Origin of the sequence: Sphingomonas sp., assembly GCF_019635515.1 — a bacterium.
Taxonomy (GTDB): Bacteria; Pseudomonadota; Alphaproteobacteria; order Sphingomonadales; family Sphingomonadaceae; genus Sphingomonas.
In genome coordinates, this window is the sequence record NZ_JAHBZI010000001.1 from 810433 (window position 1) to 835582 (window position 25150).

Sequence of the window (25150 nt, forward strand, 5' to 3'; positions counted from 1 at the left end):
AGAGGCCTCATCCCTCCGCCGTCGTCTCCACCACGGCGTGGCTGCCGACCTCGTCGCCCTTGACCTTGCCGCCGAACAGCATCTTGAGCTTGCCCGACAGCGACATGTCGGTCTCCCACAGTTCGGCGCTGTCGAGATCGATGCGAAGCAGCGCGAGGTTGGGATCGTCCTTGCCGCCGGGGAACCAGGCCTGAACTTGCGGACTCCACAATTTCTCGACCTGGGCGAAATCATTGTCGATGCGGGCGGTGCCGTCGAGGCAGGCGAAATAGTCATGCCCCTTGGCGGCGAAGTGGATCATCGCCTTGCCGCCTTGGGCCAGCCGATTGTCCTTGCCGATAAAGAAGAACATCGTATCGACTTGGTCCTCGTCGAGCTGGGCGGTGAGCGGGATATGATGCTCGGCGCTGTCCATCAGCCCGACCATGACGAACGGGCTGGCGGCGAGCTTCGACCACAGATCCTTTTTGAGTTTCGCGACATCGGCCATGGCTGTTCTCCGGGGTTTCGGTTCCCCCGGGGTAACGAGCGCCCGGCTCAGGCGTTCCCCAGGGCGGCGGCCGCGCCCAGCAATTCCAGATCGTTACGGTTGACCAAGGCGGCCGGGACTTCGGAAAGCTGGCGGCGGAACGCGGCCTTGCTTTCCATGCGGCGGCGGAAGCCGGGATCGGAAAGCTGGGGCAAGAGCGCGCGGGCGATGGCGCCGGTGAAGAACACCCCATCCCATGCGCCGAACGCCATCGCCAGATCGCCGGCGAAGCTGCCGAGATGCTCGGTGAACATCCGGACCGCGGCGGTGGCGGCGGGATCGCGGCCGATGCCGCGCGTCACGTCCTCGGGCCTGGCGAGCTTCTGCCCGTCCGACAGGGCTTCATAGGCGAGGAGCAGCCCTGGCGCGCTGAGCAGCAGCTCGACATCGAGCGTAAGGCCCTTTCTGGCGCAGAAATCGGCGAACTTGCGCTCGTCGGGCGTGGTCGCGGCGAAGGACATGTGCCCGGCCTCGCTCTGGACCGGGACAATGCGGTCGCCGGCACTGATCAGGGCGGCGACGCCGAGGCCGGTGCCGGTGCCGATCACGACATAATTGCCGCCGGGTTCGACCGCGCGCGGGGCGGGGCCGTGAAGCGGGGTCAGGGCGGAAGCGGGCAGGAGAGTGAGCGCCAGCGCATTGGCGGCGCATTCGTTGAGCGCGCGGGGCGGTACGCGCAGCACCGCCTCGACCCCGGCGAGCGAGATGTACCAGCGGCTTCCCGTCAGGTTGATGAGGTCGCCGCGCGCGGCACCGGCGACGGCGAGGACGCTGGGCAGGCGCTCCTCGCGCAGGTTCACCGCGGTGAGATAGTCGACGAGGGCGCTGGTGAAGGTCGGGTGCTCGCTGACCAGGAAGCGGCGCACGTCGCGCGGCTCAAGCCCGGCGTCGCCACCGGTCAGGCCAAACCGCACCGATTGGCGGCCGATATCGGCCACCAGCGCCAACTCGCCCATGGGCGATCCCTCTCCATTCACGGCTTCCGTTAGGGAAGTCTGGCGCTGTTATCGCTAACACCTGTTACCAAAGTGACAAGGGTCGGCGTGTGGCAGCGTTGTCACAGCATGGCGCAAGCGGCGCGGATTGCAATAGCGTCAGTCGAGGCGCGGATCGGGACCATAGCGGTTTGGGCCGTAGGTTGGCGTGCGGAAGGAAAGAAAGAGGATCGCGAGCATCCAAGCGAGCGATGCGAGGGTGAGCGCGGTCGTTGCCGGGCCGGGCATCGGGTGGAAGCTCCACGACAGGAAGCTGACGGTGAGCCCGCCAAAATCCTGCTGTGGCTGGAGCGCATAACCGAGGGTGAGCAGACAGCCGACCGTGAGCAACAGGAGTACCCACCAGCCCGAAATATCCTGATCGTGCAGCCGGCGCACGGTGATCGCGACCCACAGATACGCCCATAGCAACTGCCACAGCGCCTCAAGCGATTGGACGACGAGGGGATCGACGCCGGCGGCATCGAGGCCGATCCTGGGCAGATTGACCAGGCAACCCAGCACGCCAAGGATGAGAATATCGGTACGCCGCGCGCGGCCCGAAAGGCTGAGCAGACTGGCGAATAAGCCGCGCCCGCGCGCAGAGGCTATATGCTCCATTTGGCGAGGGTGCCGTGCGGGCACCCTGTGCGTCAATGGATTGCGCGATTGTTGCGTATGTAGAGGTCGAGGAAATCGTCAAAGCTGGCAGCGATATAATGGTCTTCGCTGGTGATCACGGCGACCTTGCCGCGGTTTTCGGTGTCCGAGCAATCGACCGCCCAAGCGTAGCACCACATCAGATGATCGGCGAAGACGAGGAGCTTGTCGCTGTCCAGCGCCGATGCGGTCTCCCAATCGGCGCATTCCTCGCGCAGTGACTTAATGTCGGCCAGCGGAAACCAGCGCGTGCCTTCGTCGTCCCACGCATTGCCTTCGGGCATTGCGGCCTGAAGGTAGCGGCGAAAATCGTCCGGGAGGGTGATCGCGTAGCGTTGTTCGAGCGCGTGCAATTGCGTGTCCAGCGCAGCGGCGGAAGGTTCGCGGCCCCACCACAAGAGCAGGCGCTGCACCGGCGATGCGCCGGGTTCCGCCAGCGCACAAGCGCGCCTGGCAGCCGCAGCTTGCACTGCCAAACGCAGGTCATGCCGCTGGCGCCGATCGGCTGCCCGGCGGGCCAGCCAATCGGCGATCCAGCCCATGCTTACAGAACCTCGAACAGCCCCGCCGCGCCCATGCCGCCGCCGACGCACATCGTGACGACGACGTACTTGGCGCCGCGGCGCTTGCCTTCGATCAGGGCATGGCCGGTGCAGCGCGCGCCGGTCATGCCGTAAGGGTGGCCGATCGAGATCGAGCCGCCGTTCACGTTGAGCAGTTCGCTGGGGATGCCGAGCTTGTCCTGGCAATAGAGGACCTGGACCGCGAAGGCCTCGTTGAGCTCCCACAGGCCGATATCGTCCATCTTGAGGTTGAAGCGCTCAAGCAACGCCGGGACGGCGAAGACCGGGCCGATGCCCATCTCGTCGGGCTTGGTGCCCGCCACCGCCATGCCGACATAGCGGCCGAGCGGGGTCAGGCCGCGCTTCGAGGCGAGCGATTCTTCCATCAGTACCGACGCCGAGGAGCCGTCCGACAGCTGCGAGGCGTTGCCGGCGGTGACGGTGCCGTCAGGGAGGACGGTGTTGAGGGATTTGAGGCCTTCCAGCGTGGTGTCGGCGCGGTTGCCTTCGTCCTTGGTGAGCGTCACCTCCTTCTGGGTGACTTCCTTGGTCTCCTTGTTGACGACATTCATCGTCGCGGTGACCGGCACGATCTCGTCGTCAAACTTGCCGGCGGCCTGGGCGGCGGCGGTGCGCTGCTGCGACTGGAGGGCATATTCGTCGCAGCGATCGCGGCTGATGCCGTAGCGGGCGGCGACGACCTCGGCGGTCTGCAGCATCGGCATGTAGACGTCGTTGTGCATCGCCAGAAGCTCGGGATCGGGTGCAACACGCATCTGCGGCGTCTGGACGAGGCTGATCGATTCGAGGCCGCCGCCGATAGTGACGTCCATATTATCGACGATGATCTGCTTGGCGGCGGTGGCGATCGCCATCAGGCCCGAAGCGCACTGGCGATCGAGCGACATGCCCGACACGCTGGTCGGCAGACCGGCGCGCAGCGCGACCTGGCGGGCGATGTTGCCGGCGGTGCTGCCCTGCTGGAGCGCGGCGCCGAACACGACATCGGCGACTTCGCCGCCGTCGATCCCGGCGCGCTCGACCGCGGCCTTGACCGAATGGCTGCCGAGGGTCGGGGCGGGAAGATTGTTGAACGCGCCGCGATAGGCGCGGCCGATCGGAGTGCGGGCGGTGGAGACGATGACTGCGGAGCGGGACATTGCTTCTTCCTTCTTCTGCTCCCCTCCCGCTTGCGGGAGGGGCCGGGGGAGCGGCTGTCGCCACTCCGTTCATTGCTGGAGGACAGACCCTCCCCTAACCCCTCCCGCTAGCGGGAGGGGGACCTAGACGTAAATCAGGCTGATCCACTCGGCGATGAGGGCGGGCTTGTCGGCACCTTCGATCTCGAGCGTGTATTCGTTGATCTGCTCCCACACGCCGGGCTTGCGCTCGGTGAAGCTGAGCAGCTTGAAGCGGCCGCGGACTTTCGAGCCCGAGCGGACCGGCTGCATGAAGCGGGTTTTGTTGCCGCCGTAATTGACGCCCATCTTGGCGCCTTCGATATTCGGCGTATCGGTCTTTGCGGCGAGCATCGGCATCAGCGACAGCGACAGGAAGCCGTGCGCGATGGTGCCGCCGAACGGGGTCCTGGCGGCGAGCTCGGGATTCACATGGATGAACTGGTGGTCGCCGGTCGCGTCGGCGAAGGTGTCGATCATCTTCTGGGTGACCTCGACCCAGTCGGAGACGCGCTCGGTGCCGATGCTTTCGGCCATCTGCTGAACGGTGATCGTATCCACTTAGGCGAATCTCCTGCGCGGGTTTCTCGCATGGCGCTTCGCATCCCCTAGGAACCTGCCGGGCCGCAAGCAAGCCTCGCAAGACCGAGAATATGAAAATGGCGGCCGGCATGGTGCTTCGCCTGCGCGAAACCATGAACGAGCGGCACCGGATGAGCGAACCCGATATTCTAAAGTCGGCTGGCGCGCGAGATTAAGGCGTGAATCGCGCGGTGGGGGGGTGCACGAGCATCTACATCGTCGGCGCGGTAGCGACGTCGCTCAGCCTCGACCAGGGATCTAGGTTCGCGGGCTTTCTGGCGGCCGCGTTTCAGGCGTATCGGGCCAGGGATAGATAAGATGCCCGTCTGGGGCGGCCGTATAGGCGGTCTGGGTGGGATAGGGGATGACGATACCCTCCGCGGCGAAGCGGCGGACGATTCCGAACATGATCTTGTCGCGGACGATCTGCGCGTTCGGCATGTCGTCGCCCGGCACGTCATATTCGATCATGAAATCGATCGAGCTGGCGCCGAAGCCCTCGGTGCTCGCGCGCGAAAGCGTGCCCCCGGCTTCCTCGACGATCGCCCTGAACATCGCCGGCAGCGCTTCGAGCTTTTCGGGCGGAGTCTCATAGGCGACGCCGATCGGCAGCTTGATGCGGGTGTGGTGCCGAAGCGACAGATTCTCGATCAGCTTGTCGAGCAGCTGCTTGTTCGAGATCACCAGTTCCTCGCCGATGAACGAGCGGATGCGGGTGCTCATCAGCCCGATCGACTGCACGGTGCCGCTATTCTTGTCGAAGCGGATCTTGTCGCCGACGCGGAAGGGGCGGTCGAACAATATGGTCAGCGCGGCGAACAGATTGGCGAACACACCCTGCGCGGCGAGACCGATGGCGATACCGCCGACGCCGAGACCGGCGATCAGACCGGCGACGTTGACCCCGAGATTGCCGAGCACGACGACCAGCGCGATCGCGAACAGAACGACGGTGATCAGGATGCGGATGATGCCGAGCGCGCTGGTCAGGCTGCTGCCCTGATAATCCTCGGCGCTGGTCTTGTGCTCGATCGCCCCGAAGATCAGCTCGCGGATCCAGACCGCGACCTGGAACACCGCCGAGATGGTGAAGAGGAAGCCGACCGTCGTCGCCACCACGGCCGGCGGGCTGGCATAGCCGGTGACCAGCTTGATCGAGCTCATCAGGATGAAGAAATGCCCGGTCCTGGCGAGCGCCCGGCCGAGGATCGCGTACCAGTTGGCGACGCCTTCGCCGCGCTTGCAGAGCTTGATGCCCCAGGCGCGGACGGCCTGGAGCGCGAAGAAGACCGCGATCGCCACGCCGGTGGCGATGAGGATGTTGAGCCAATGGCCCTGAATCCAGATCGTCGCGTCGGTGAAGAAGCTCTGGGCCTGTGCCTGCAGCTCATCGCCGGTGGGAAGTGCGGGCTCTTTGCGGGTGACGTTGGTAATCATGCTGCCTTTTTACGGCTGGAGGTGCGGATCGGTTCCTCCAGATACGCGATCAAGCCGCGTTCGTAACGATTGAGATGATGCGTCGCGCGCGGCAGCGACAGATGTTCGCGGAACGCCGATTGCGCTTCCTTGTCCCTGGCGAGATCGATCAGTCGCGGGTGGACATAGGATTTGCGGGCGATGGCGGGGGTGTTGCCGAGCGCCTCGGTGACCGGTTCGAGCATCGATTTGATGCCGATATGGGAGTCCGCGTCGGCCAATGCCTCGAAGGCGATGACGCTCGCGCCCCAGGTGCGGAAATGCTTGGCGGTGAAATCGTCGCCCATCGCCTCGCGGATGTAGCAATTGACGTCGGTCGAGGTGACCGGATGCGCCTCGCCGTCCTCGTCGAGATAGCGGAACAGGTTCTGGCCGGGCAGATCCTGCATCTTCCTGACGAAGCGGCTGAGCGACCCGTCGGTGACGGTCATCACGCGCAGCTTGCCCGATTTGGCGCGGAACTGGAGCTTGAGGGTAGCGCCGCGAACCTTGGCGTGGCGCTTGCGCAAGGTGGTCGCGCCGAAGCTCTTATTCTCCTGCGCATAGGCTTCATTGCCGACGCGGATGCTGCCGCGATCGAGCAGGCGGACGACCGCGGCGACGGCCTTTTCCTTGCACAGCCCGCGCAGCTTCAAATCTTCCTCGACCCGGGCGCGCAGCCGGGGGAGGTGTTCACCGAAGGTGGCGCAGCGATCATATTTCGCCGCTTCCCGCGCCTCGCGGAAGCCGGGGTGGTAGCGATATTGCTTGCGGCCCCTGTCGTCCTTGCCCGTCGCCTGGATATGGCCGCGCGGATCGGGGCAGAACCACGCGTCGGTATAAGCGGGTGGAAGGCCGACGGCGTTTAAACGGTCGATCTCGTCGCGATCGGTGATGCGGGCGCCGTCGGGATCGTAATAGCCCCAGCCATGGCGCACTTTCCTGCGGGTGATTCCGTGTTCGGAATCATCGACATAGACGATCTGGTTCTTGGCCATCGGACTCCCTCGCGATTGCGGGGGAATGCGCGGGAGCTACGCGAGTTCCTCACGGCGGTGCGATGGCGGCCGCAGGGCGTTGATCCAGCGCTGCGCGGGACGCTCTATCCCGTGGTAGAGCGCGGCCGAGCTGGCCAGCACCAGCGCGAGATAGAAGGCGATCAGCGGCAGCGGGACGGCATGGTCATCCTCAATGAACGCCAGCTTGAACGCGAACCAGAGCAGGTAATGGCCGAGATAGGTCGCGTAGCTGATCTCGCCGAGATAGTGGATCGCGCGGCTTTCGAGCAGGGAGCCGCGGGTGAGCGCGAGCGCGAGCAGCGCGGCGGCGAAGGCGGCGGGGACGGCGAAGGTTTCGGGCAGCAGGCCGAGGATGGTGCCGGCCGCAAGCGATACGGCCAGCGCGGCGCTGAGGATGGCGGGTACCCGCCATTGCTCGCGCCAGCGCAGCCACAACGCGGCGATGGCGGTGCCGCAGGTGAACTCGATGACGCAGCGGATCAGCCCCAACTGCGTGATTTCCTGACCCAGGGAAGTCGCACCGCGCAGCGCGAAGACGGCGTGGAGCAAGGTCAGCAGGGCGGTGATCGCGGCGAGGATCGCCAGCGCCGGCACGCGGCGCCAGTCGATGGCGAGCGCGAGGAACGGGAAAACCAGATAGGCGCCGAGCTCGCATGATATCGACCAAGCCGGATCGTTCCAGGCGAGCGTATCGGTGAGGCCCCAATTCTGGAGCAGCACCACATGCAGCGGCAGTTCGGCGAAGGGAAAATGCGCGGTTTCGCGGCCGGTCGCCAGCATGGCCAGCGCCAGCGCCACCCCGAAGCCGAGCATAAAGACGTGCAGTGGCCAGATCCGCGCGACGCGGCGGCGCAGGAACTCGGGCACGGCGGCGAAGCCGCGCTCGCGGATGCGCGGGGCATAGCTCATCCAGATGACGAAGCCCGAAAGCAGGAAGAAGAAATCGACCGCGAGATAGCCGTGGGCGAGGATGGCCATGCCGAGATCGGGCAGCCCGGCGATCGACGTGCGGATGTGGAACAGCACGACCAGCCAGGCGGCGATGCCGCGGACGCTGGTAAGCTGGCGCAGTTCGCCGCTCATGCCGTGGCGAGCTTCTGCTTGCGCAGCGGCCGCCACGAGGTTTCCTCACGCTTGCGGGCGCAATAGGTATCGAGCCCGATCTGCGCGCCGATCAGCATGTAGACGAACGGCTGGAAGGCGATGGCGATGAAGCAGCTGCCGAGCAGATAGATGATGTGCGCGCTTTGCAGCGCGCTTGCCAGCGGCGCGATCCATTGCTGGCCCTCTTCAGCCTTTTTGTAGCGCTGCCGCAGCACTTCCATCCGGAAGATGCCGACGATGTTGAGGATCAGCCAGATGGCGAGCCCCGGATAGCCCTGTTCGCCGAGCATCTCGAAATAGGAGCTGTGATAGGCGCGGGCCTTGTCGATCTCCCAGCTGCGCTTGATCGTCATATGGCCTTCGCCATCATCGACCATCGCGACCTTTTCGTAGCGGATCTGGTTCTGGCGATAGGTCTCGAAGCCGCCGCCCATCGGATGGTCTTTCGCGTAGGCCATCGTCCATTTCCACACCTCGATGCGGGTCGAGGCGGAGGCGTCGGCCTGATAGGTCTGGATCGTCTCCATGCGCTCGGTGAACGCCGAGGGCAGGAAGGGGATGGCGATCAGGCCCATCGTGGCGAGCCCGGCGAGATAGACGATGGGTCGCTTGAAATCGCGGATCATCAGGATCGCGAGCAGGCCGATGCAGAGCAGGCCGGTGCGCGTCGAGGTGCCGACCGGGATCAGCAGGCAGGCGAAGACCAGCGCGTAGCAGAACGTCTTCACCCGCCAATCGGGCGCGAAGACGGTGCCGAATTTGGTGAACCACAGGATGATCGGGATGATCGCGATCGCCACCATCGAGATGGTCGAGCCCTCATAGAGACCCGAATTGTTGGTCACCATCAGGTTGAGTTCGCCATAGCCGCCGCCCGAGCCGAGCGTCTTGATCCCGCCGACGATGATGATCGAGGCGGCCGAAAGGATCATGAACAGCAACAGGCTTTCGATGCGCAGCTTGGTGCGCAGCGTCAGCGGCAAGAAGGCGGCAAATGTCAGGGCCTTCCACACCCATTCCCATTTGTCCTTCGCCTCCATCGGGAAATCGGCGTGCATCGTGGTGTAGAAGCAATAGGCCAGCAGGACGAGGATCAGCCCCTGGCGCGGGGCGACGCGAACGTCGCGCTTGTCGTCGATCGCCAGCCAGCCCAGCACCGCCAATCCCACCGCGATCAGCGAGATCGGCACCGAATTGAGCAGGATATAGGTCAGCCGCTGGGGCGAGACGATATCGATATAGGCATAAGCCAGCACGAACAGGAACGGGCGGCGGAAGCCCGTCGCGAACAGTGCGGCAAGGAAGGCGACGAAGACGAGATCACGCACCGGGTTTGCCCCAGCGGTTCTTCTTCGGCGTGTCGCTGTCCTTGGGGCTCGCTTCGACATCCAGGTCGTCGCGGCGCATCAGCAGGAAGGCGGCGAGCAGCATCAGGCCGTGCGAGATCGCAAGCGATAGATTGTCGATCATGCTCCCGTCTCTTGCTCGTGCCTAAGCCGTTCTCCCGCGAAAGCAGGAGTCCAGGGTTTCAAGCGATACGCCCGTGGCCCTGGGCTCCTGCTTTCGCAGGAGAACAAGGTCGCCCATTTCTCTGTTCTACCGAGGGCCAGTTGACGCGCCGTTAAGGGCTCGCGTGCCAGAAGAATGCCATGCGCATCCTCCATATTCTCGACCATGGCCTGCCGCTGCATAGCGGCTATACCTTTCGGACGCGTGCACTGCTCAAGGCGCAGATCGCGCGCGGCTGGGAAGTCGCGGCGGTGACCGGGCCCAGGCATGGCGATTACGACGCTGCCGACGAAGTGATCGACGGGCTGCAATTCTTCCGCACGCCGGCGGTCAACTCCCCGGTGCCGATTCTGGGCGAATGGCGCGAAGTGGCGCGGTTCGCGCGGCGCATCCGCAAGGTCGCCAAGGCGTTCAGGCCCGACATCCTCCACGCCCATTCGCCGGTGCTCGACGCGATGGCGGGGCAGCGCGCGGCCGACCGGCTCAAGCTGCCGTTCGTCTATGAAATCCGCGCTTTCTGGGAAGATGCGGCGGTCGGCAATGGGACAGGCAGCGAGGGCAATTGGAAATATAATCTGACCCGGGCGCTGGAGACGCGCGCGGTGCGCAAGGCCGATGCGGTGGCGGTGATCTGCGAAGGGCTGCGCGGCGACCTCGGGCGGCGCGGGATCGATCCGCGCAAGATCTTCGTCTCGCCCAACGGCGTCGATCTCGACATGTTCGGCGAGCCGCTCGCCTATGATCAGGCGCTGGGCCGCGAACTCGGCGTCGAGGGCGGCGAAACGATCGGCTTTATCGGCAGCTTCTACGATTATGAGGGGCTCGACGTCCTGATCGACGCGATGCCCGAACTGGTGCGGATGCGCCCCGACATGCATCTGATCCTGGTTGGTGGCGGTCCGTGCGAGGCGGCGCTCAAGGCGCGGGCGGCGGCATCGCCGGTGGCGGGGCGGATCAAGTTCATCGGCCGGGTGCCGCACCACGCGGTCGACCGCTATTACAGCCTGATCGACGTGCTGGTGTACCCGCGCAAAAAGATGCGGCTGACCGATCTGGTAACGCCGCTCAAGCCGCTCGAAGCGATGGCGCAGCGCAAGCTGGTCGCGGCATCCGATGTCGGCGGGCATCGCGAGCTGATCCGCGACGGCGATACCGGCACCCTGTTCAAGCCCGATGACGCCCATGCGCTGGCGCGGTCGGTGGCCGGTGTGTTCGGCGACCGCGACCATTGGGAGGCCCGGCGGGCGCGGGCGCGCAGCTTTGTCGAGATCGAGCGAAACTGGGCGGTGAACGTCGCCCGTTATGATTCCGTTTACCAAAAGCTCGCACAGTCGGCGGAGAAGAAACCCGCTTGGTCGCACAGGACAGTCGCAAAGGCATGAATCTGCCGCTCGCCCCTCTGGCAGCAGCCGCACTCGGAACGGTCGCCGCGCTTGGCGTTCTCGTCATGCCCGTCGGCGTGCTCGAGTCGCTGGTGATGGATTCGGGGATCGCGGCGGTGGTGCAGGCGGCGGAGCCGCCGCTTGGCTTCACCGCGCGGGCGATGCTTGCCGGCGGCGCCGGCGGGCTTGCCGCGGTGCTCGGCTGGTTCATGGCGTTCATTGTCGTCGGTACCCGCAGCGTCAGCGTCGGCGAGACGACCGAACCGAGCGCGCCGCACATGCCGGTCATCCGCCGCGCCGATGCCCATCCCGATGCGCCGCCGCGCGAGCCTCTGCTCGCCACCCGCGATCTCGGCACCCCGTTCCTTGAAGTCCGCGCCACCGCGAATGTCGAGGAAGCCGAGGATCTCGCGCCTGCGCCGCAGCCGATGCCCGAACCGCTGATCGAGCAGCCGCTGCCGCGCGATTTCAATCAGCCGCTGGCGGCGTTCGACCCCGATTCGATTCCGCAGGTGCCGCGCCCCAAGCCGGTGCCGCTGGCGCCGCTGCGCCGCACGCCGCGCCCGGCGGTGTTCGACGAGAGCGAGCGCTTCGAAGTCTTCGAGCTGACCCCGCCGGTGCGCCCCAAACCGGCGCCGGTCGCGCAGATGGCCATGCCCGCCGCGCCGCCGGTGCAGCCGATCGTCCGTCCCGAGACCGATGCTTCGGTGCATGCGCTGCTGGAGCGGCTGGAGCGCGGCGTGGTCCGCAAGGGGCTGGCGACCGGCATGGAAACCGAAGCGCGTCCGCGCGACGCCGAGCGCGGGCTGGAGGATGCCTTGGTCACGCTCCGTAACCTGGCGCGCCGCGCCTAACGCTCCTCCACCGTCAGGATTTCGAGCTCGACCGAGACGGCGCCATCGTCACGCGTAACGCGCATTACCTGAAGATCGGCGACAAGGTGCCCGCGCAGCGCGAACTCGGCCTCGGGAAGCGCCGCGAGCCAGGCATCAAATTGCGGCGATGGCGCGCGCGCAAGGGTCATTGTGTGGCGGGTGCCCATGAAGGTGGCGCTCGCCCAGCGCTGGACCGTCGATTCCGCGATCGTGACGGCACAGCCCGCAACCGCCGCGCTGGCCTTGAGCGCGCGTTCGAGCAGCGTCGCGGCGTCGGGGCCCCGGCTCATCGGTCCGACTGCTCGGCGAGGAAGGCTTCCAGCCGTTTGGCCAGCGAATCGCCCAGCTCGCGGCCCCGGCGCAGATCATGGACCAGCCGCGGATCGCGCGCTGCCAGCCGCCCGAACTTGCTCGGCGGCATCTGCGTCCGCCGCAAGAATTTCTCGATCTTCCAATGCACCGACATCGCGCCTGCTCCTCGATTCGCTTATCTATGATCATGATTTGTTCTCATTTCCTACTTGTCTAGGAAAATTCCTACGGCTATAGACCGATCGTGGAACCGGACGCGCAACGAGCCGCCTTTGCGGCGCTGATGGAGCGGCAGGGGCGGAGCTTTGCCGAGCTGTCGCGGGTGATCGGGCGCAACGCCGCCTATCTGCAGCAATATCTGAAGCGCGGGACGCCGCGGGTACTGGCCGAGGCCGATCGCGGGCGGCTGGCGCGCTATATGGGCGTGCCCGAAGCGGCTTTGGGCGGGCGCGGGGCGGACAATGCGATCGAGATCGCGCGGATCGACGTGCGGGCGTCGGCGGGGCCGGGGGGGCTGGTCGATGAAGAGGCGCGGCGCCAGCCGGGGATGTTCCCGCCAGCGATGCTGCGCCAATTGGGCGTGCGGCCCGGCGCGGCTTCGATGATCGCGGTGCAGGGCGATTCGATGTCGCCGCTACTGGAGGATGGCGACGAAATCCTCGTCGATGGCGATCAGCGCGTGGTGCGCGGGTGCGGCGGGGTGTTCGTATTGCGGCTCGATGGCGAGCTGATCGTCAAGCGCCTGCGCCCGGCGGTGGGTGGGATCGAAGTGGTGAGCGACAATCCGGCCTATCCGATGCGCTTTGTCCGCGCCGGGGAGATCGAGGTGCTCGGGCGGGTGGCGTGGCTGGGGCGGGCGCTTTGAACATGCCGTCATCCCGCCGGGGTGACGGCTACGGTGTCAGCCCCTCCGCCGGTCCACCAGCCACACGAGCAGAAGCCCGGCCAGCCCGGCGCCGAGCCCGGCCAGGAACCCCAGCGAGGGTTCGCCCTTCGCCGCGCCGGCGATGACGCCGACGATCAGCGCGATCGCGAGAAGGAAGCCGCCGGCCATCGGGGTGCGTGATGCGTTTGCCATTGCGGGCCTTTGCCACGGCCTGCGGCCCGGCGCCACAATTGATGGTTTAGACTTGCTTCACCGTATTGCTCCGCGAAGGCTTCAGCTTCGCATGCCTATTGCGGTGTATGGATTTCTACGAGCCCCGCGCGAACGCCGGCCCCACACTTCCCTATCTCGCCGACGCGCTGCAGGTGGCGGACGCGACCCAGCTCATCGCAAGCTTCGGCGACAATGCCGGCTGCGAAGCCGCGGCCCGGGCGGACCATTACCGCGATCTTGGCAATGCCATCAATTTCTGCCGCTGGCGCCAGATCGAGCGGCTGATCGTGCTGCTTTCGATCGGGCGCGCGGTGGGCACCGTTCACTAAGTTCCATAGGGTTCGGACCCGAAACCACCCTTACGAGTTAAGCGCTTACGCTCCACTCGTGAGGTTCGATTGACGCTACCCCAGATGCTTTCCGTCGGCGTGCTGGCCGGCATGATGCTGCTCTTCATCTGGGGGAAGCTCCGCTACGATCTGGTCGCGGTGATCGCCCTGCTGGCGGCGCTGGCGGTGGGCGTGGTCAAGCCCAAGGAGGCCTTTAGCGGCTTTTCCGACGATATCGTGGTGATCGTCGCCTCGGCGCTGGTGCTGTCGGGCGCGGTCCAGCGATCGGGGGTGATCGAAAGCGCGATGCTGGTGTTGCAGCGCCGCGTGACGCGGATTCGCTCGCAATTGCTGCTGCTGTGCGCCAGCGTCGGCTTCGCCTCGGCGCTGGTCAAGAATATCGGCGCGCTGGCGATGATGATGCCGGTCGCGCTGCAAATGTCGAAGCGATCGAACGCGGCGCCGGCGGTGTTCCTGATGCCGATGGCGTTCGCTTCGTTGCTTGGCGGGCTGATCACGCTGATCGGTACTTCGCCCAACATCATCGTCAGCCGGGTGCGCGAGGAGATGACCGGCACGCCGTTCGGCATGTTCGATTATGCGCCGGTCGGATTGGGGCTGACCCTGATCGGGCTGGTCTTCCTGCGCTTCGGCTATCGGCTGCTGCCGCGCGACCGGCGCGCGGCGCCGACGCTCGGCGAAGCGCTCGATATCAGCGACTATGTCACCGAGGCGGAGATCCCGGCCGGATCGCCCGCCGTGGGCGAAGCGGTCGCGGCGTTTCTCGAGCGGCATGACAACGAAGTGACCGTCACCGCGGTCCTGCGGGAGGGCATTCGCAGCGCGCCGTTTCCCGACACCAAATTTCGCGAAGGCGATCTGCTGATCATGACCGGCGCGCCGGACAGCCTCGAGCGCGTGATCGCCACCGACGCGCTCGCGCTCGAAGGCCAGAGCCGCAACCGGCCCAAGGAGGGTGGCGACGAGATCGGCGTGATCGAGGCGGTGATCGGCACCGGCAGCGTATTGATCGGGCAGACCGCGCTCAGGCTGGGCCTGCACGAACGCTTCGGCGTCAATCTCATCGCGGTTTCGCGTCAGGGCGAACGGATATCCAAACGCCTCGCCGAAGTGCAGCTGCATGCCGGCGACGTCATCGTGCTGCAGGGGCCGATGGAATTGCTGTTCGAGCGGCTGAGCGAGCTCGGCTGTCTGCCATTGGCCGAGCGGACGCTGCGATTGGGCAGCGCGCGCAAGGGCCTCATTCCGTTGCTGGCGCTGGGCGTGGCGATGTTCGCGACAGCGATGGGCTATGTGCCGGTCGCAGTAGCGTTCTTCGCGGCGGCGGGGGCGGTGATCATCACCGGCGCGCTGCCGGTGCGAGAGGCGTACAACTATATCGAATGGCCGATCCTGGTGATGCTCGGCGCGCTGATCCCGGTCAGCGATTCTCTGCGCACCACCGGGACCACGGATCTGATCGGCGAGCGGCTATCGGCGCTCGCCTCGGTCCTGCCGCCCTGGGGGGCGGTGGCGCTGATCCTGGCGGCGGCGATGGCGGTGACCCCGTTCCTCAACAATGCCGCGACGGTGCTGGTGATGGCCCCGATCGCGGCGACCTTCGCCAGTGGATTGGGCTACAAGCCCGAGGCGTTCCTGATGGCGACGGCGGTGGGTGCGGGCTGCGATTTCCTCACCCCGATCGGGCACCAGTGCAACACATTGGTGTTTGGGCCGGGCGGATACCGGTTCGGCGATTATGCGCGGCTGGGGGCGCCTCTGTCCCTGATCGTGCTTGTCGTGGGGACGCCGCTGATCCTGTGGGTGTGGCCCGTCTAGCGGCTGGAGAGCACGAAACTGTTGCCATCGGGATCGCGGAACTTGGCGAACGTCCCCCAGGGCTGCTTTTCGGGCGGACCGTCGAATGCGACGCCGCGCTCGCTGAGCTTGCGGTAGGTGTAGTCGACATCGTCGCAGGCGAACGAGCCGTTGAAGAAGGTGCCGATACGGTCTTCCTGTCCATCGGGGGTGAACAGGACGATGCCGGTCTCGGCGCCGGGGATACCGAGCTCGATCCAGCGCCTGTCCGGGCCCATCGGCTGATCGGTGACGATGCGGAAGCCGACCTGCTCGGTCCAGAAGGCCAGGGCGCGATCCTGATCCGAGGTGGGGATGCTGGCGAATTTGAGCTGCCTGATCATGGCCCCACGCTAGCGCGCGCTATTGTCCGGCGGGAGCATGGTAGCTATTGCTATAGCAATGACTGCGCCGCTGACCCTCGAACGCTATGTCGTCGACGTGCTGATGCCCGATCTGGTCGGGCACGATCGCATGCCATCGGCGTTCTTCGTCTATCTGCTGGTCGAAGCGGCGGATGCGGGCGAGCCGCTCGGCTATTCGGCGATCGCCGAGCGCACCGGCCTGTGCCGGCGGACTTGCCAGGACGCGGTCGCGCATCTCGAACGGCGTGGGCTGATCGCGGTCGAGCGGCGCGCGGAGAATGAGGCGGCGCGGTTCCGGCCGCTTCGCCCGTGGATACGGAGGCATTGATGGCACGCGCGGCACGGATCGAGCGGACGGGCGGCCCGGAGGTGATCGGCTGGGTCGATATGGACCTGCCCGCGCCGGGGCCGGGCCAGGTGCGGATGCGCAACACCGCGGTCGGGCTCAACTTCATCGACACCTATCATCGCTCGGGCCTGTATCCGGTGCCACTGCCGAGCGGGCTGGGCGGCGAGGCAGCGGGCGTGGTCGAGGCGGTGGGCGAGGGTGTGGGCTTCGCGGTGGGCGATCGGGTCGCAACCTTCGGCCCCGCGCTGGGCGCCTATGCCACCGAGCGGAATGTCCAGGCGGAGAGCCTGTTCAAGCTGCCTGACGATATCTCCGACGAGACCGCGGCGGCGGCGCTGCTCAAGGGCGGGACGGTCGAGTTCCTCGTCGAGCGCTGCGCGCGGGTGCGGCCGGGGATGACCGTGCTGGTCCATGCCGCGGCGGGCGGCGTCGGCCAGATCGCGGTGCGCTGGCTCAAGGCGATCGGCGCGCAGGTGATCGCGACGGTCGGCACCGAAGCCAAGGTCGCGCTGGCGCGCGAGGCGGGCGCGGGCCATGTGCTGCTCTCGCGCACCGATGACGTGGCGGCGCGGGTGCGCGAGATCACCGGCGGCATGGGCGTGGATGTGGTGCTCGACGGGGTCGGCAAGGCGACATGGCGGGCATCGCTCGCCTCGGCGAAGCGGCGCGGGCTTATCGTCAGCTTCGGCAATGCCAGCGGGCCGGTCGAGGGCGTCAACCTCGGCGAACTGGCGCGGGCGGGATCGCTGTTCGTCACGCGGCCGACGATGTTCGATTATTACGTCACGCCCGAGGAACGCGCGGCGGGCAGTGGCCGGCTGTTCGAGATGCTACGCAGCGGCGCGGTGCGCGCCGATATCAATCAGCGCTTCGCGCTGGAGGATGCAGCCGAAGCGCACCGCGCGCTGGAGGCGGGCGAGACGACCGGATCGACGATCCTGGTGCCCTGAGCCACGGTCGGCCATCCGACCGTCTTGCCGGGACGTTTGTGACAATGTGCTCGGATCGTTTACGGATGTAGTCAATATGCCGGCAATGGCCCCGGCGGAGTGACACGATGAGAGTGCTGAAGACCACCATCTTGTTGGCGATGCTGGCCGCCGCGCCTGCGCATGCGCAAGGCAGCCGCGCGGATGCGGTGATCGGCAAGGCGATCGCTGCGATGGGCGGGATCGAGAAGATTCGTGCTCGCACCTCGCTGGTGCTGCGCGGCATGCATTATGAAGGCGCCTATCATCAGGAATTCGCCACTGGCGGTTCCGGCAACGCGCTGATGACGCGGATGCGGCCCAATCTGCGCGTGGTGGGCTGCGTGCCCGCCTTGCCGGGCTGCGACGGCAAATTCGGACGCATCGTCGAAGGCTATGACGGCAGTGACGGCTGGGAGCTCAACGGGCCGAGGCAGCGGCTGGTGCATGCGGTCAACAAGGCGAGAAGCGCATTGATCTGCGGCGCGCAATTCGATCCGTTGTTCGTCGATTACCGGAAGCGCGGCTTTTCGGCGGCTTATCTGGGGCGGCAGACCCTGCTCGGCATCAAGACCGAAGCGGTGCGGATCGATCATCCGGGCTGCCCGTCCGAAACCTTTTATTTCGACGCCCGGACCTATCGCCTGCGCATGCAGCGCGTGAGCCTGCCGGTGCACGCGCGCGGCGATGCCGTCGATACCGTGCGCGTGCTGAGCGATCTGCGGCCCGTCGCCGGGGTGCTGATGCCGTTCCGTTCGGAGGAGATCGCGATCGCCGACGGGCATGTGCTGTTCGGTGAGATCTGGGCCTCGATCGAAGCCAATACGATTGCCGATCCCGCCATCTTCACGGCGCCGGAGGTGCATCCGTCCGGATCGACGGCATTGGCGCTGGCAATGCTCGCCGCTGCGCCGGGCAAGTCTTCCGCGGAATTGCTGGCGATGTACGATGCGTTCCGGGCGACGGCGGAGGGAGCCGCCGCCGATACCGCGTACGACATGAACTGGCTGGGCTATGAGCTGCTCAAGGTCGATAATTATCCGGCCGCGCTGGCGATATTCACGCGCGTGATCGCCGAGCATCCGGACTCCGCCAACGCCTATGACAGCCTCGGCGATGCGTATCTGCAGCAAGGCGACATCGCCGCCGCGCTGGCGGCGTTCGACAAGGCGATATCGCTCGATCCGACATTGCGCGAAACGGTGCGCAAACGCGATGCGCTCAAGCGCTCCTAAGCCAGCGCCCCCACCAGCGACTTCACTTCCATGAATTCGGCGAGCCCGAACTTGCCATGTTCGCGGCCATTGCCCGATTGCTTGTAGCCGCCGAACGGCAGATCGGGGCTGGGCTGGCCGCCATTCACATAGACCATGCCGGCACGCAGGCGCGGCGCGACTCGGCGGACGCCATCGGCATCGCCGAACAGCACCGCCGACAGCCCATAATCGGTATCGTTGGCGATGCGGATCGCGTCTTCCTCGTCCTTGTACGGGATGATCGTGACGACCGGCCCGAAGATCTCCTCGCGGGCGATGGTCATGTCGTTGGTCACGCCCGAGAAGAGCGTCGGCTTGACGAAATAGCCGGTCTCGATGCCGTCGGGGCGGCCGGGGCCGCCGGTTTCCAGCGTGGCGCCTTCCTCCATACCCTTGGCGATCAGCCCCTGGATCTTGTCCCACTGCGCCTTGTTGACGACCGGGCCGATATGGCGGCCTTCCTCGGCGGGATCGCCGGCCTGGGTCGCCCTCATGACCTCGGCGGCGATGGCGGTGACTTCAGCGGCCCTGCTCTCGGGCACGAGCAGGCGCGCGGGGGCGATGCAACTCTGCCCCGAATTCATCAGCACCGAGAACAGCGTGCCCTTGACCGCGGCGGCGGGATCGGCGCTGTCGAGCATCACCGAGGGCGATTTGCCGCCCAGTTCCTGATGGACGCGCTTGACGGTATCGGCGGCGTTCTTGGCGACGAGCACGCCGGCGCGGGTCGAGCCGGTGAAACTGACCATATCGACGAGTTTGTGGGTGCTGAGCGCGGTGCCGACGCCCGGTCCGTCGCCATTGACGAGGTTGAACACGCCCGCCGGAACGCCCGCCGCGTCCATCACCTCGGCGAAGATCACGGCGCAGCCCGGCGCTTCCTCGCTGGGCTTGAGGATCATCGTGCAGCCGGCGGCGAGCGCGGGCGCGACCTTCGAGACGATCTGGTTGAGCGGCCAGTTCCACGGGGTGATCATCGCGACCACGCCGATCGGCTCATGGACGACGAGGCTGTTGCCGATCGTCTCTTCGAAGCTGAATTCCCTGAGCGCGCGGATCGCCGACATCAGATGGCCGATGCCCGAGCCGACCTGCGCGGTGCGGGCGAGGCTGACGGGGGCGCCCATCTCGAGGCTGATCGCCTCGGCCATGTCGCCGGCGCGGGCCTTGTACGCCTCCAGCACGCGTTCGAGCAACGCGATGCGTTCATCGACCGAGGTGCGCGAGAAGGTCTCGAAAGCGCGGGCGGCGGCCTTGGCGGCCTTGTCGACATCGGCGGCGGTGCCGAGGGTGATCTCGGCGGTCGGCTCTTCGGTCGCCGGGTTGATCACGTCGTGGCGGGTGCCGCCTTCGCTCTCCACCCATGCGCCGTCGATATAGTGCTTGAGATAGCTGCGCATGGTCCCGCTCCGATTTTAGAAGTTTCGGTATGCGAGATGGCGCGGCGCGGCGCGGGTTGCAAGATGCAACCTTGCCGGACCGGGCAGGCGCACCCTTTCCGGCCTTCCGCGCCCGGTTATCCGGGCGTTCACCCGGACGGCGGCGTATCGCTCAGCGCTTCTCCCGCGCCAGCCGGCTCATCAGGATCGCGCTGCGCTTCGCCTGGGTCGAAATGCTCGGCAGATCGAGCCATTCGCCCTCGGCGTGGAGCGTGCCGCCGATCGGGCCCATGCCGGCCAGCGTATCGGCCCAGGCGGCGACGAAGCTCGAATCGGCGGCGCCGCGCTTGGCGGGCGGGAACTCGGCCATCTCGGGCAGGCCCATGTCGCGGTTGATCGCGTTGACGCGCGCGAGCAAGGCGCGGTTGCCTTCGGTCGGCGCCATCGGCGGGGTGTTGTCCTGAAAGGTCAGCGTCGCGCTGGTACCTGGCAGATGCTGGGCGACGATCGCCTGCATCTTCTCGCGCGCCCTCGCATCCTGTTCGGGGCTGAGGCTGCGCAGATCGCCGCGGGCGATCGCCTGGGCGGGGATGACGTTGGTCTTGCCCGATGCCTGGACCTTGACGCCATCGGCATCGATGCTCGCCGGAGTGCCGCCGGCTATGACGCCGACGTTGAAGGTCAAATTCTCCTCGCGCAGCTCGCTTTGCCAGTGGTCGAGGATGCGGCTGATCTCGTAGATCGCGCCATAGCCGAGATCGGGGCCGAACACGCTGCCGCCATGCCCGGTCTTGCCGGTGGCGGTGAGCGTCCAGTTATTGGCGCTGCGCCGCGCGACTGTGCCCCATTCCCTGCCGTCCTCCTGCGCGAGATTTTCATATTCGAGCGCGACATCGGCCCATTTGCCGGCCTCGACCAGATCGCGGCGCGCGAGCGGGATCGGATCGCCGGTCTTCTCCTCGTCGCCGGTCAGCATCACCATGATGTCTGCGCCCTTTAGCGTGCCGGCCTGCTGCATCGCCCGGAGCGCCGCGACGATCACCGCGATGCCGCCCTTGTCGTCGACCACGCCGGGGCCGACCGCCTTGTCGCCGTCGCGCACGAACTTCTGGAAGGGCGAGCCGGCTTCGAACACGGTATCGATATGGGCGATGAGCAGCATCCGCTTGCCCTTGCCACTGCCCTTGTGGGTGGCGACGAAATGGCCGGCGCGTTTGGTCTCGGGCACGTCGATCCACGCGACCTTGAAGCCCAGCGCCTCGAACTCGGGCTGGAGCATCGCGCCCATCGCCCGCACGCCCTCCAGGTTCAGCGTGCCGCTATTCTGGTTCACCATCCGTTCGAGCAAGGCGATCGTGCGGTCGCTCTCCTTGTCGACCGTGGCGACCATCGCGGTCTCGGCCTTCGACAATTGGGCATGGGCGGGAAGGGCGGCGGCAAGCGCGGCGGCGGTGAGGAGGATGCGGAACATGGCCGCGAGGTTAGTGCGCGGATCGCGGCAACGCTACCCATTGACGCGCCTGCGGGCAGCGTGTCACAGGCGCGTTCTCAAGCGCGGCTTCGGGCGACCGGCCAAAGCCTTGAAATGCGGGTGTAGCTCAATGGTAGAGCAGAAGCTTCCCAAGCTTACGACGAGGGTTCGATTCCCTTCACCCGCTCGCCTGGCACTGGCCGCTCAAATCATCATGATATTCTAGTGCGTTAAATATAAGTCCATCGGCACTGGAAGATGCGTGCCTGCACAAATGGAAGCAAACTTCCTTCAGAATCACTGACAAGGCAGTCACTGGCTTCCGCGAGACTGGCCGCCGACGCCTGAAGCCGCGATGACGAAGTCGTGCCGAGCCTCCATGGTCAGATGCGGATCGTCCATGCGTCCTCCTGCTCCTTTCGCACCATCGCCTCGGCGCTCGCCGGGCGCACGGTTCGATAGGGTGGGTGTTCGGCCTCGATCACGTCGATGATCGCTTCGATCATTTCCGCCGGATCGTGCTGGTGATCGAGCGCGCGAACCGGCCAGTGGGCGACCACGCGTTCGCCCTGGTCCCACCACTGATCCATGCTTTCCATGCCGGTGTCGTTGAAGCCGGTCCGGTAGGCGCCGGGATTCACCGTCACCACCTCGACGCCATAGGGTTTCAGTTCCTCGCGCATCGCAGAGCAGATCCCTTCGACGGCGTGTTTCGATGCCGCGTAGGCGCCGTCGAACGGCACCTTGACCAGCCCGGCGACCGAGGAGGTCCAGACGATCCGGCCGGCGCCGCGCCTGACCATGGCGCGCGCGAATCCCTGAGCCAGTTCCAGCGCGGCGAAGACGTTCGTCTCGAAGACCGACCGGAACACCGCCATCGGAATCTCGGCCATCGGCCCCGATTCCATGATCCCGGCATTGTTGAACAGCACGTCGATTTCGATACCGAGCGCCTTGGTCCGGTCGATCTCGTTCAGGACATCGAGCTTGATGACCTGCATATCGGCGCCATCCGCCTTTGCCGCGTTCCGCAATTCCCAGACCTGCGGCCATATCTGGCACCCCGCGATCACCCGATGCCCCCGTTTCGCGAGGCCGAACGCGACACCGCGGCCAAAGCCGGACGCGGCGCCGGTTATGAGGACGGTCTTGCTCATCTTGTTTCTCCCGAACCGATGCTAGGCGGTAATCTCCCCATTGCGGATCGCGACCCGGACCGCCTGCGCGGTTGTCGAAACGCCCAGGCGTTTGCGGATGCGCCGCAGATGATTTTCGACCGTGCGCTCGGACAGGCCAAGCGTGGCGGCGATGTCGATCTGCCGCCGCCCGGCGGCGGTCCAGGCGAGAACTTCCCGCTCGCGCTCCGACAAGGTGCCGAAGCCGTCAGTGGCGGGCGATTCCAGTATTGTGCGCGCCGCGCGAAAGGCCGCCTCCGCGATCAGCCCGAGCGCCAATCGGGCTTGCGGCGATGCGTCGATCCGCTCGCCGCCGAGACTCATCGCGCCTTCCAGTCCCATCGGGCCGAAGACGGGGATCTGGAGACCGTGAATCCCGCGCCCGCGCGGGGCGCGAACGATCCGGTACAGGTCGCCGCCGTTTCCCGCCGTCTTGGTCCAGAAGAACGGCTCGTTTGCTTCGAGGATATGCCGCGTCACCGGACAGCGCCGAATATAGGTCTCGGCGTCGACGCTTTGGCCGTCGCCGAACCAGTCGCCCTCGACCCAGTAGATGCTCTGGAGCACCTCGTCCCGAGCGGCCGATGCCGAGAAGAGCACGAACCGATCGTAGCCGAGCGGCCCGGCGAAGGCGCGGACGGCGCTTTCGATCGCGGCCATATCCTCGGCCCCCTCGATGACGAGGACGCTCCGGAAAGCCGAATCCGCCGCGACCGCGCTCATCGACCGGCCCGGCCCATCAAACGACGGCGACATCCGCGAGCAACGCCTCGGCGGCAAGCTTGCCGAGCGCGTTTCCGGCCAGCGGGCTGTCCCCGGTCAGCAGCTTGCGGTCGCGATGCACGGCGCCGGAAATCCCGTCGTTGATGATCTCGAAGCCCAGTGCCTTCAGCCTCTCGCCGAACTTCCACGTCAGATGGCCGGGCATATAGCCGATGTCCGGCGTCTGGGCGTCGAGCGCATCCGGAAAAGCGCAAATCCTGTATCCGCGATAGATGTCGCTGTCCCCGACCGCGAGGAAGGCGGCGGGTCCGTGGCAGAGCGAAATCACGAAACGGTCATTGGCAGCGGCCCATTCCAGCGCGGCTTTCACATCCTCGCTTTCGGGCAGGCCGATCAAAGCGCCGTGGCCACCGGGGATGAAGATCGCGGCATAGTCGTCAAGGCCGCCTGAGACCAGGTCCGCCAGCTTGAGCGGTTCTTTGAAATGGGGATGATATTTGTCGAAGAAACCCTGCACTTCCTGATCCTCGGACGGCATCGCCCAGAACTCGAACTTGACCGGATTGCCCGACACGGTCGCCACGTCGAAGGCGAACCCCGCCCTGTCGAGGTGATACATCGGCAGGAGCGTCTCGACCGGATGATTGCCGGTCGAGAAGAAGGAACCGTTGTCGGTGAGCAGATAGCGTTCGTCGGCGCCGATCATCAGCACCTTCTTCGCGCCTTGATAGGGAGCCGGATAGTCCGCGCCGCTCAGGTCGGACTTCGGCGAGGTGAACTGGCTCAGCGAATAGCTTGAGGGAAAATACGCACCCTTCTCCGCCGGATCGGGCTGCGGTTCTTTGTCGTCTTCCACCATTCCGGCCATCGGGGATCCTCCATTCCGTAAAGTCGTTTCAGGATACGGTTCCCGGTCGACCCGACAATGGGGGTTTTCCCTCAATAGCGACAGACTTGTCGAACCGATCGTGAAGGCTGCGGAAGCTGCGGCGTAACGGCGCGCGCAGTCGGCGTAGCGGCTGATCCGGCCCGAGGCGATGTGTCCGGCAAGGGTGCTGCGGAATCGTCGACAGCAGATGCTTGCCGAGGAGCGGATAGCCATAGGCCTCGCCGCCCGCGGTTTTCAGAGCTCTTGGCGCACCCAACTCCGCAATCCGATCCTCACGGCACCGTCTCGAGAAAGCGGCGAATGGCATCGCGCGCCTCGGGCTCGCTCAGCGTCGGGGCATGACCGATGCCCGGCACCTCGACCAGCATGGCCCCGGGCGCCTTGGCCTTCATCTTCGCGGCGATGGCGGAACTCAGTATGTCCGACGCTTGTCCACGGATGATGAGCGTCGGCCGCGTCCGCGCGAGACGGCGGAAAAGCAGCCATGCCAGCGGCGATGAGGCCTTGAAGTTGCCCGCGGCGAGCGGCACGGCGATCGCCGGATCGTAATCGAGCACGGGGACGCCATCGTCCTGTTCCCGGAATGTCCGATGCGCGAATTTGCGCCAGTCCTCATCGGCGAAGTTCGGAAAGGTGCCTTCGTTGATCCGCCGGATATAGGCCGTCGCTTCGTCCCAGGTGCGGATGGTGACGGGCTTTCCCGCATATGACTTGATCCGCGCTATGCCTTCGGGCGCCACTTCCGGGCCGACATCGTTCAGCACCGCCGCCGCGATGCGTCGGCGGTGCCGCGCGGCGAGCAACATGGTGATGATGCCGCCCATCGACGTGCCCACGAACACGGCGCGCGCGATTCCCAGCAGGTCCATCATGCGCGCGATGTCGCGTGCGTACACGGACGGCACATAGCTGCGCGGATCGGGACCCCGATCCGACCTGCCCCGGCCGCGGACGTCGGGAACAAGCACGCGCCGGCCGCCCGCCGCCAGGAACGGCGCCAGCTCCTCGAAGTCGCTGCTGTTGCGGGTCAGCCCGTGAAGGCAGATGACGGGCAAGCGCGCGGGCCCGCCCGTGCCGCCGTAGTCCCTGGTGAAAAGGTTCAGACCGTCCTGGGACGACCAGAACCTTTCCACGAAACCACTCATCGA

At 66.1% G+C, this 25150-nt stretch carries 29 protein-coding genes and 1 tRNA gene; 9 read left to right on the forward strand and 21 right to left on the reverse strand.

Going from position 1 to position 25150, the window contains the following annotated elements; all coding sequences use genetic code 11:
• Positions 1-7: 7 nt before the first annotated feature.
• From KF730_RS03990 to KF730_RS04040, 11 genes are all read right to left on the reverse strand, one after another.
• Entirely contained in the window at positions 8-490 is a 483-nt protein-coding gene (locus KF730_RS03990) for a pyridoxamine 5'-phosphate oxidase family protein (RefSeq protein WP_294092416.1), read from the reverse strand.
• Between the two features lie 47 nt (positions 491-537).
• Positions 538-1485, reverse strand: coding sequence for a glucokinase (locus tag KF730_RS03995; RefSeq protein ID WP_294092418.1), 948 nt, complete (start codon positions 1483-1485; stop codon positions 538-540).
• 138 nt (positions 1486-1623) lie between these two features.
• Complete coding sequence (locus KF730_RS04000) at positions 1624-2124, reverse strand: DUF805 domain-containing protein (RefSeq protein WP_294092419.1); 501 nt, start codon at positions 2122-2124, stop codon at positions 1624-1626.
• Positions 2125-2156: 32 nt separating this feature from the next.
• Positions 2157-2705, reverse strand: coding sequence for an SMI1/KNR4 family protein (locus tag KF730_RS04005; protein WP_294092420.1), 549 nt, complete (start codon positions 2703-2705; stop codon positions 2157-2159).
• 2 nt (positions 2706-2707) lie between these two features.
• Positions 2708-3886 (reverse strand): acetyl-CoA C-acyltransferase, encoded by a 1179-nt coding sequence (locus tag KF730_RS04010; protein ID WP_294092421.1) that lies wholly within the window; start codon positions 3884-3886, stop codon positions 2708-2710.
• Between the two features lie 123 nt (positions 3887-4009).
• Positions 4010-4441, reverse strand: coding sequence for a MaoC family dehydratase (locus KF730_RS04015; protein WP_294095692.1), 432 nt, complete (start codon positions 4439-4441; stop codon positions 4010-4012).
• Between the two features lie 303 nt (positions 4442-4744).
• Entirely contained in the window at positions 4745-5923 is a 1179-nt protein-coding gene (locus KF730_RS04020; protein ID WP_294092422.1) for a mechanosensitive ion channel family protein, read from the reverse strand.
• Positions 5920-6939, reverse strand: coding sequence for a DNA topoisomerase IB (locus KF730_RS04025; protein WP_294092423.1), 1020 nt, complete (start codon positions 6937-6939; stop codon positions 5920-5922). The genes KF730_RS04020 and KF730_RS04025 overlap by 4 nt, the downstream gene beginning before the upstream one ends.
• Positions 6940-6975: 36 nt before the next feature.
• A complete protein-coding gene (locus tag KF730_RS04030; protein ID WP_294092425.1) occupies positions 6976-8043 on the reverse strand; it encodes an acyltransferase in 1068 nt (355 codons plus the stop codon).
• Positions 8040-9392 (reverse strand): putative O-glycosylation ligase, exosortase A system-associated, encoded by a 1353-nt coding sequence (locus KF730_RS04035; RefSeq protein ID WP_294092426.1) that lies wholly within the window; start codon positions 9390-9392, stop codon positions 8040-8042. Before KF730_RS04035 ends, KF730_RS04030 begins: the two co-directional genes overlap by 4 nt.
• Positions 9385-9534, reverse strand: a complete 150-nt coding sequence (locus tag KF730_RS04040) for a hypothetical protein (protein ID WP_294092427.1) — start codon at positions 9532-9534, stop codon at positions 9385-9387. Before KF730_RS04040 ends, KF730_RS04035 begins: the two co-directional genes overlap by 8 nt.
• Before the next feature lie 179 nt (positions 9535-9713).
• Here KF730_RS04040 and KF730_RS04045 point away from each other — a divergent pair, with 179 nt between their 5' ends.
• Positions 9714-10955 carry a TIGR04063 family PEP-CTERM/XrtA system glycosyltransferase gene (locus tag KF730_RS04045; protein WP_294092429.1) on the forward strand — a complete coding sequence of 414 codons (1242 nt, stop codon included), beginning with the start codon at positions 9714-9716 and terminating at the stop codon, positions 10953-10955.
• Positions 10952-11809 (forward strand): hypothetical protein, encoded by an 858-nt coding sequence (locus KF730_RS04050; RefSeq protein ID WP_294092431.1) that lies wholly within the window; start codon positions 10952-10954, stop codon positions 11807-11809. The genes KF730_RS04045 and KF730_RS04050 overlap by 4 nt, the downstream gene beginning before the upstream one ends.
• Here KF730_RS04050 and KF730_RS04055 read toward each other — a convergent pair.
• Positions 11806-12120 carry a hypothetical protein gene (locus tag KF730_RS04055; RefSeq protein WP_294092432.1) on the reverse strand — a complete coding sequence of 105 codons (315 nt, stop codon included), beginning with the start codon at positions 12118-12120 and terminating at the stop codon, positions 11806-11808. The two genes, KF730_RS04050 and KF730_RS04055, sit on opposite strands and share 4 nt — an antisense overlap.
• On the reverse strand, positions 12117-12296 hold the full coding sequence (locus tag KF730_RS04060; RefSeq protein WP_294092433.1) for a hypothetical protein: 180 nt from the start codon (positions 12294-12296) through the stop codon (positions 12117-12119). Before KF730_RS04060 ends, KF730_RS04055 begins: the two co-directional genes overlap by 4 nt.
• A gap of 90 nt (positions 12297-12386) precedes the next feature.
• Between KF730_RS04060 and KF730_RS04065 the strand changes: the two genes are divergently transcribed.
• Complete coding sequence (locus KF730_RS04065; protein WP_294092434.1) at positions 12387-13007, forward strand: S24 family peptidase; 621 nt, start codon at positions 12387-12389, stop codon at positions 13005-13007.
• A 36-nt stretch (positions 13008-13043) separates the two neighbouring features.
• Here KF730_RS04065 and KF730_RS04070 read toward each other — a convergent pair whose 3' ends face one another.
• Positions 13044-13220, reverse strand: a complete 177-nt coding sequence (locus KF730_RS04070) for a hypothetical protein (protein WP_294092435.1) — start codon at positions 13218-13220, stop codon at positions 13044-13046.
• A 107-nt stretch (positions 13221-13327) separates the two neighbouring features.
• On the opposite strand from KF730_RS04070, the gene KF730_RS04075 reads away from it, so the two are divergent.
• Both KF730_RS04075 and KF730_RS04080 read left to right on the forward strand, forming a co-directional pair.
• Positions 13328-13570 carry a hypothetical protein gene (locus tag KF730_RS04075; protein WP_294092436.1) on the forward strand — a complete coding sequence of 81 codons (243 nt, stop codon included), beginning with the start codon at positions 13328-13330 and terminating at the stop codon, positions 13568-13570.
• An 84-nt stretch (positions 13571-13654) separates the two neighbouring features.
• Positions 13655-15409, forward strand: coding sequence for an SLC13 family permease (locus tag KF730_RS04080; RefSeq protein WP_294092438.1), 1755 nt, complete (start codon positions 13655-13657; stop codon positions 15407-15409).
• Here KF730_RS04080 and KF730_RS04085 read toward each other — a convergent pair.
• Positions 15406-15771: a VOC family protein gene (locus KF730_RS04085; protein ID WP_294092440.1), complete on the reverse strand. Its 366-nt coding sequence runs from the start codon at positions 15769-15771 to the stop codon at positions 15406-15408. The two genes, KF730_RS04080 and KF730_RS04085, sit on opposite strands and share 4 nt — an antisense overlap.
• Before the next feature lie 58 nt (positions 15772-15829).
• Between KF730_RS04085 and KF730_RS04090 the strand changes: the two genes are divergently transcribed.
• From KF730_RS04090 to KF730_RS04100, 3 genes are all read left to right on the forward strand, one after another.
• Positions 15830-16120 (forward strand): hypothetical protein, encoded by a 291-nt coding sequence (locus KF730_RS04090; RefSeq protein WP_294092441.1) that lies wholly within the window; start codon positions 15830-15832, stop codon positions 16118-16120.
• Positions 16120-17091 carry a quinone oxidoreductase gene (locus tag KF730_RS04095; protein WP_294092442.1) on the forward strand — a complete coding sequence of 324 codons (972 nt, stop codon included), beginning with the start codon at positions 16120-16122 and terminating at the stop codon, positions 17089-17091. Before KF730_RS04090 ends, KF730_RS04095 begins: the two co-directional genes overlap by 1 nt.
• Before the next feature lie 107 nt (positions 17092-17198).
• Positions 17199-18344, forward strand: coding sequence for a tetratricopeptide repeat protein (locus KF730_RS04100; protein WP_294092443.1), 1146 nt, complete (start codon positions 17199-17201; stop codon positions 18342-18344).
• On the opposite strand, the gene KF730_RS04105 is transcribed toward KF730_RS04100, so the two are convergent.
• Positions 18341-19765, reverse strand: coding sequence for an aldehyde dehydrogenase family protein (locus KF730_RS04105; protein ID WP_294092444.1), 1425 nt, complete (start codon positions 19763-19765; stop codon positions 18341-18343). The two genes, KF730_RS04100 and KF730_RS04105, sit on opposite strands and share 4 nt — an antisense overlap.
• Before the next feature lie 151 nt (positions 19766-19916).
• A complete protein-coding gene (locus KF730_RS04110; protein ID WP_294092445.1) occupies positions 19917-21215 on the reverse strand; it encodes a M20/M25/M40 family metallo-hydrolase in 1299 nt (432 codons plus the stop codon).
• Between the two features lie 116 nt (positions 21216-21331).
• Here KF730_RS04110 and KF730_RS04115 point away from each other — a divergent pair.
• Positions 21332-21402, forward strand: a tRNA-Gly gene (locus KF730_RS04115).
• 196 nt (positions 21403-21598) lie between these two features.
• On the opposite strand, the gene KF730_RS04120 is transcribed toward KF730_RS04115, so the two are convergent.
• The 4 genes from KF730_RS04120 to KF730_RS04135 are packed head-to-tail and all read right to left on the reverse strand — an operon-like array spanning position 21599 to position 25147.
• Entirely contained in the window at positions 21599-22372 is a 774-nt protein-coding gene (locus KF730_RS04120; RefSeq protein WP_294092446.1) for an SDR family oxidoreductase, read from the reverse strand.
• A 21-nt stretch (positions 22373-22393) separates the two neighbouring features.
• Complete coding sequence (locus KF730_RS04125) at positions 22394-23113, reverse strand: PA1136 family autoinducer-binding transcriptional regulator (RefSeq protein WP_294092447.1); 720 nt, start codon at positions 23111-23113, stop codon at positions 22394-22396.
• 16 nt (positions 23114-23129) lie between these two features.
• On the reverse strand, positions 23130-24215 hold the full coding sequence (gene hchA / locus KF730_RS04130) for a glyoxalase III HchA (RefSeq protein ID WP_294092449.1): 1086 nt from the start codon (positions 24213-24215) through the stop codon (positions 23130-23132).
• A gap of 59 nt (positions 24216-24274) precedes the next feature.
• Positions 24275-25147 (reverse strand): alpha/beta hydrolase, encoded by an 873-nt coding sequence (locus tag KF730_RS04135; RefSeq protein ID WP_294092451.1) that lies wholly within the window; start codon positions 25145-25147, stop codon positions 24275-24277.
• Between the last annotated feature and the right edge of the window lie 3 nt (positions 25148-25150).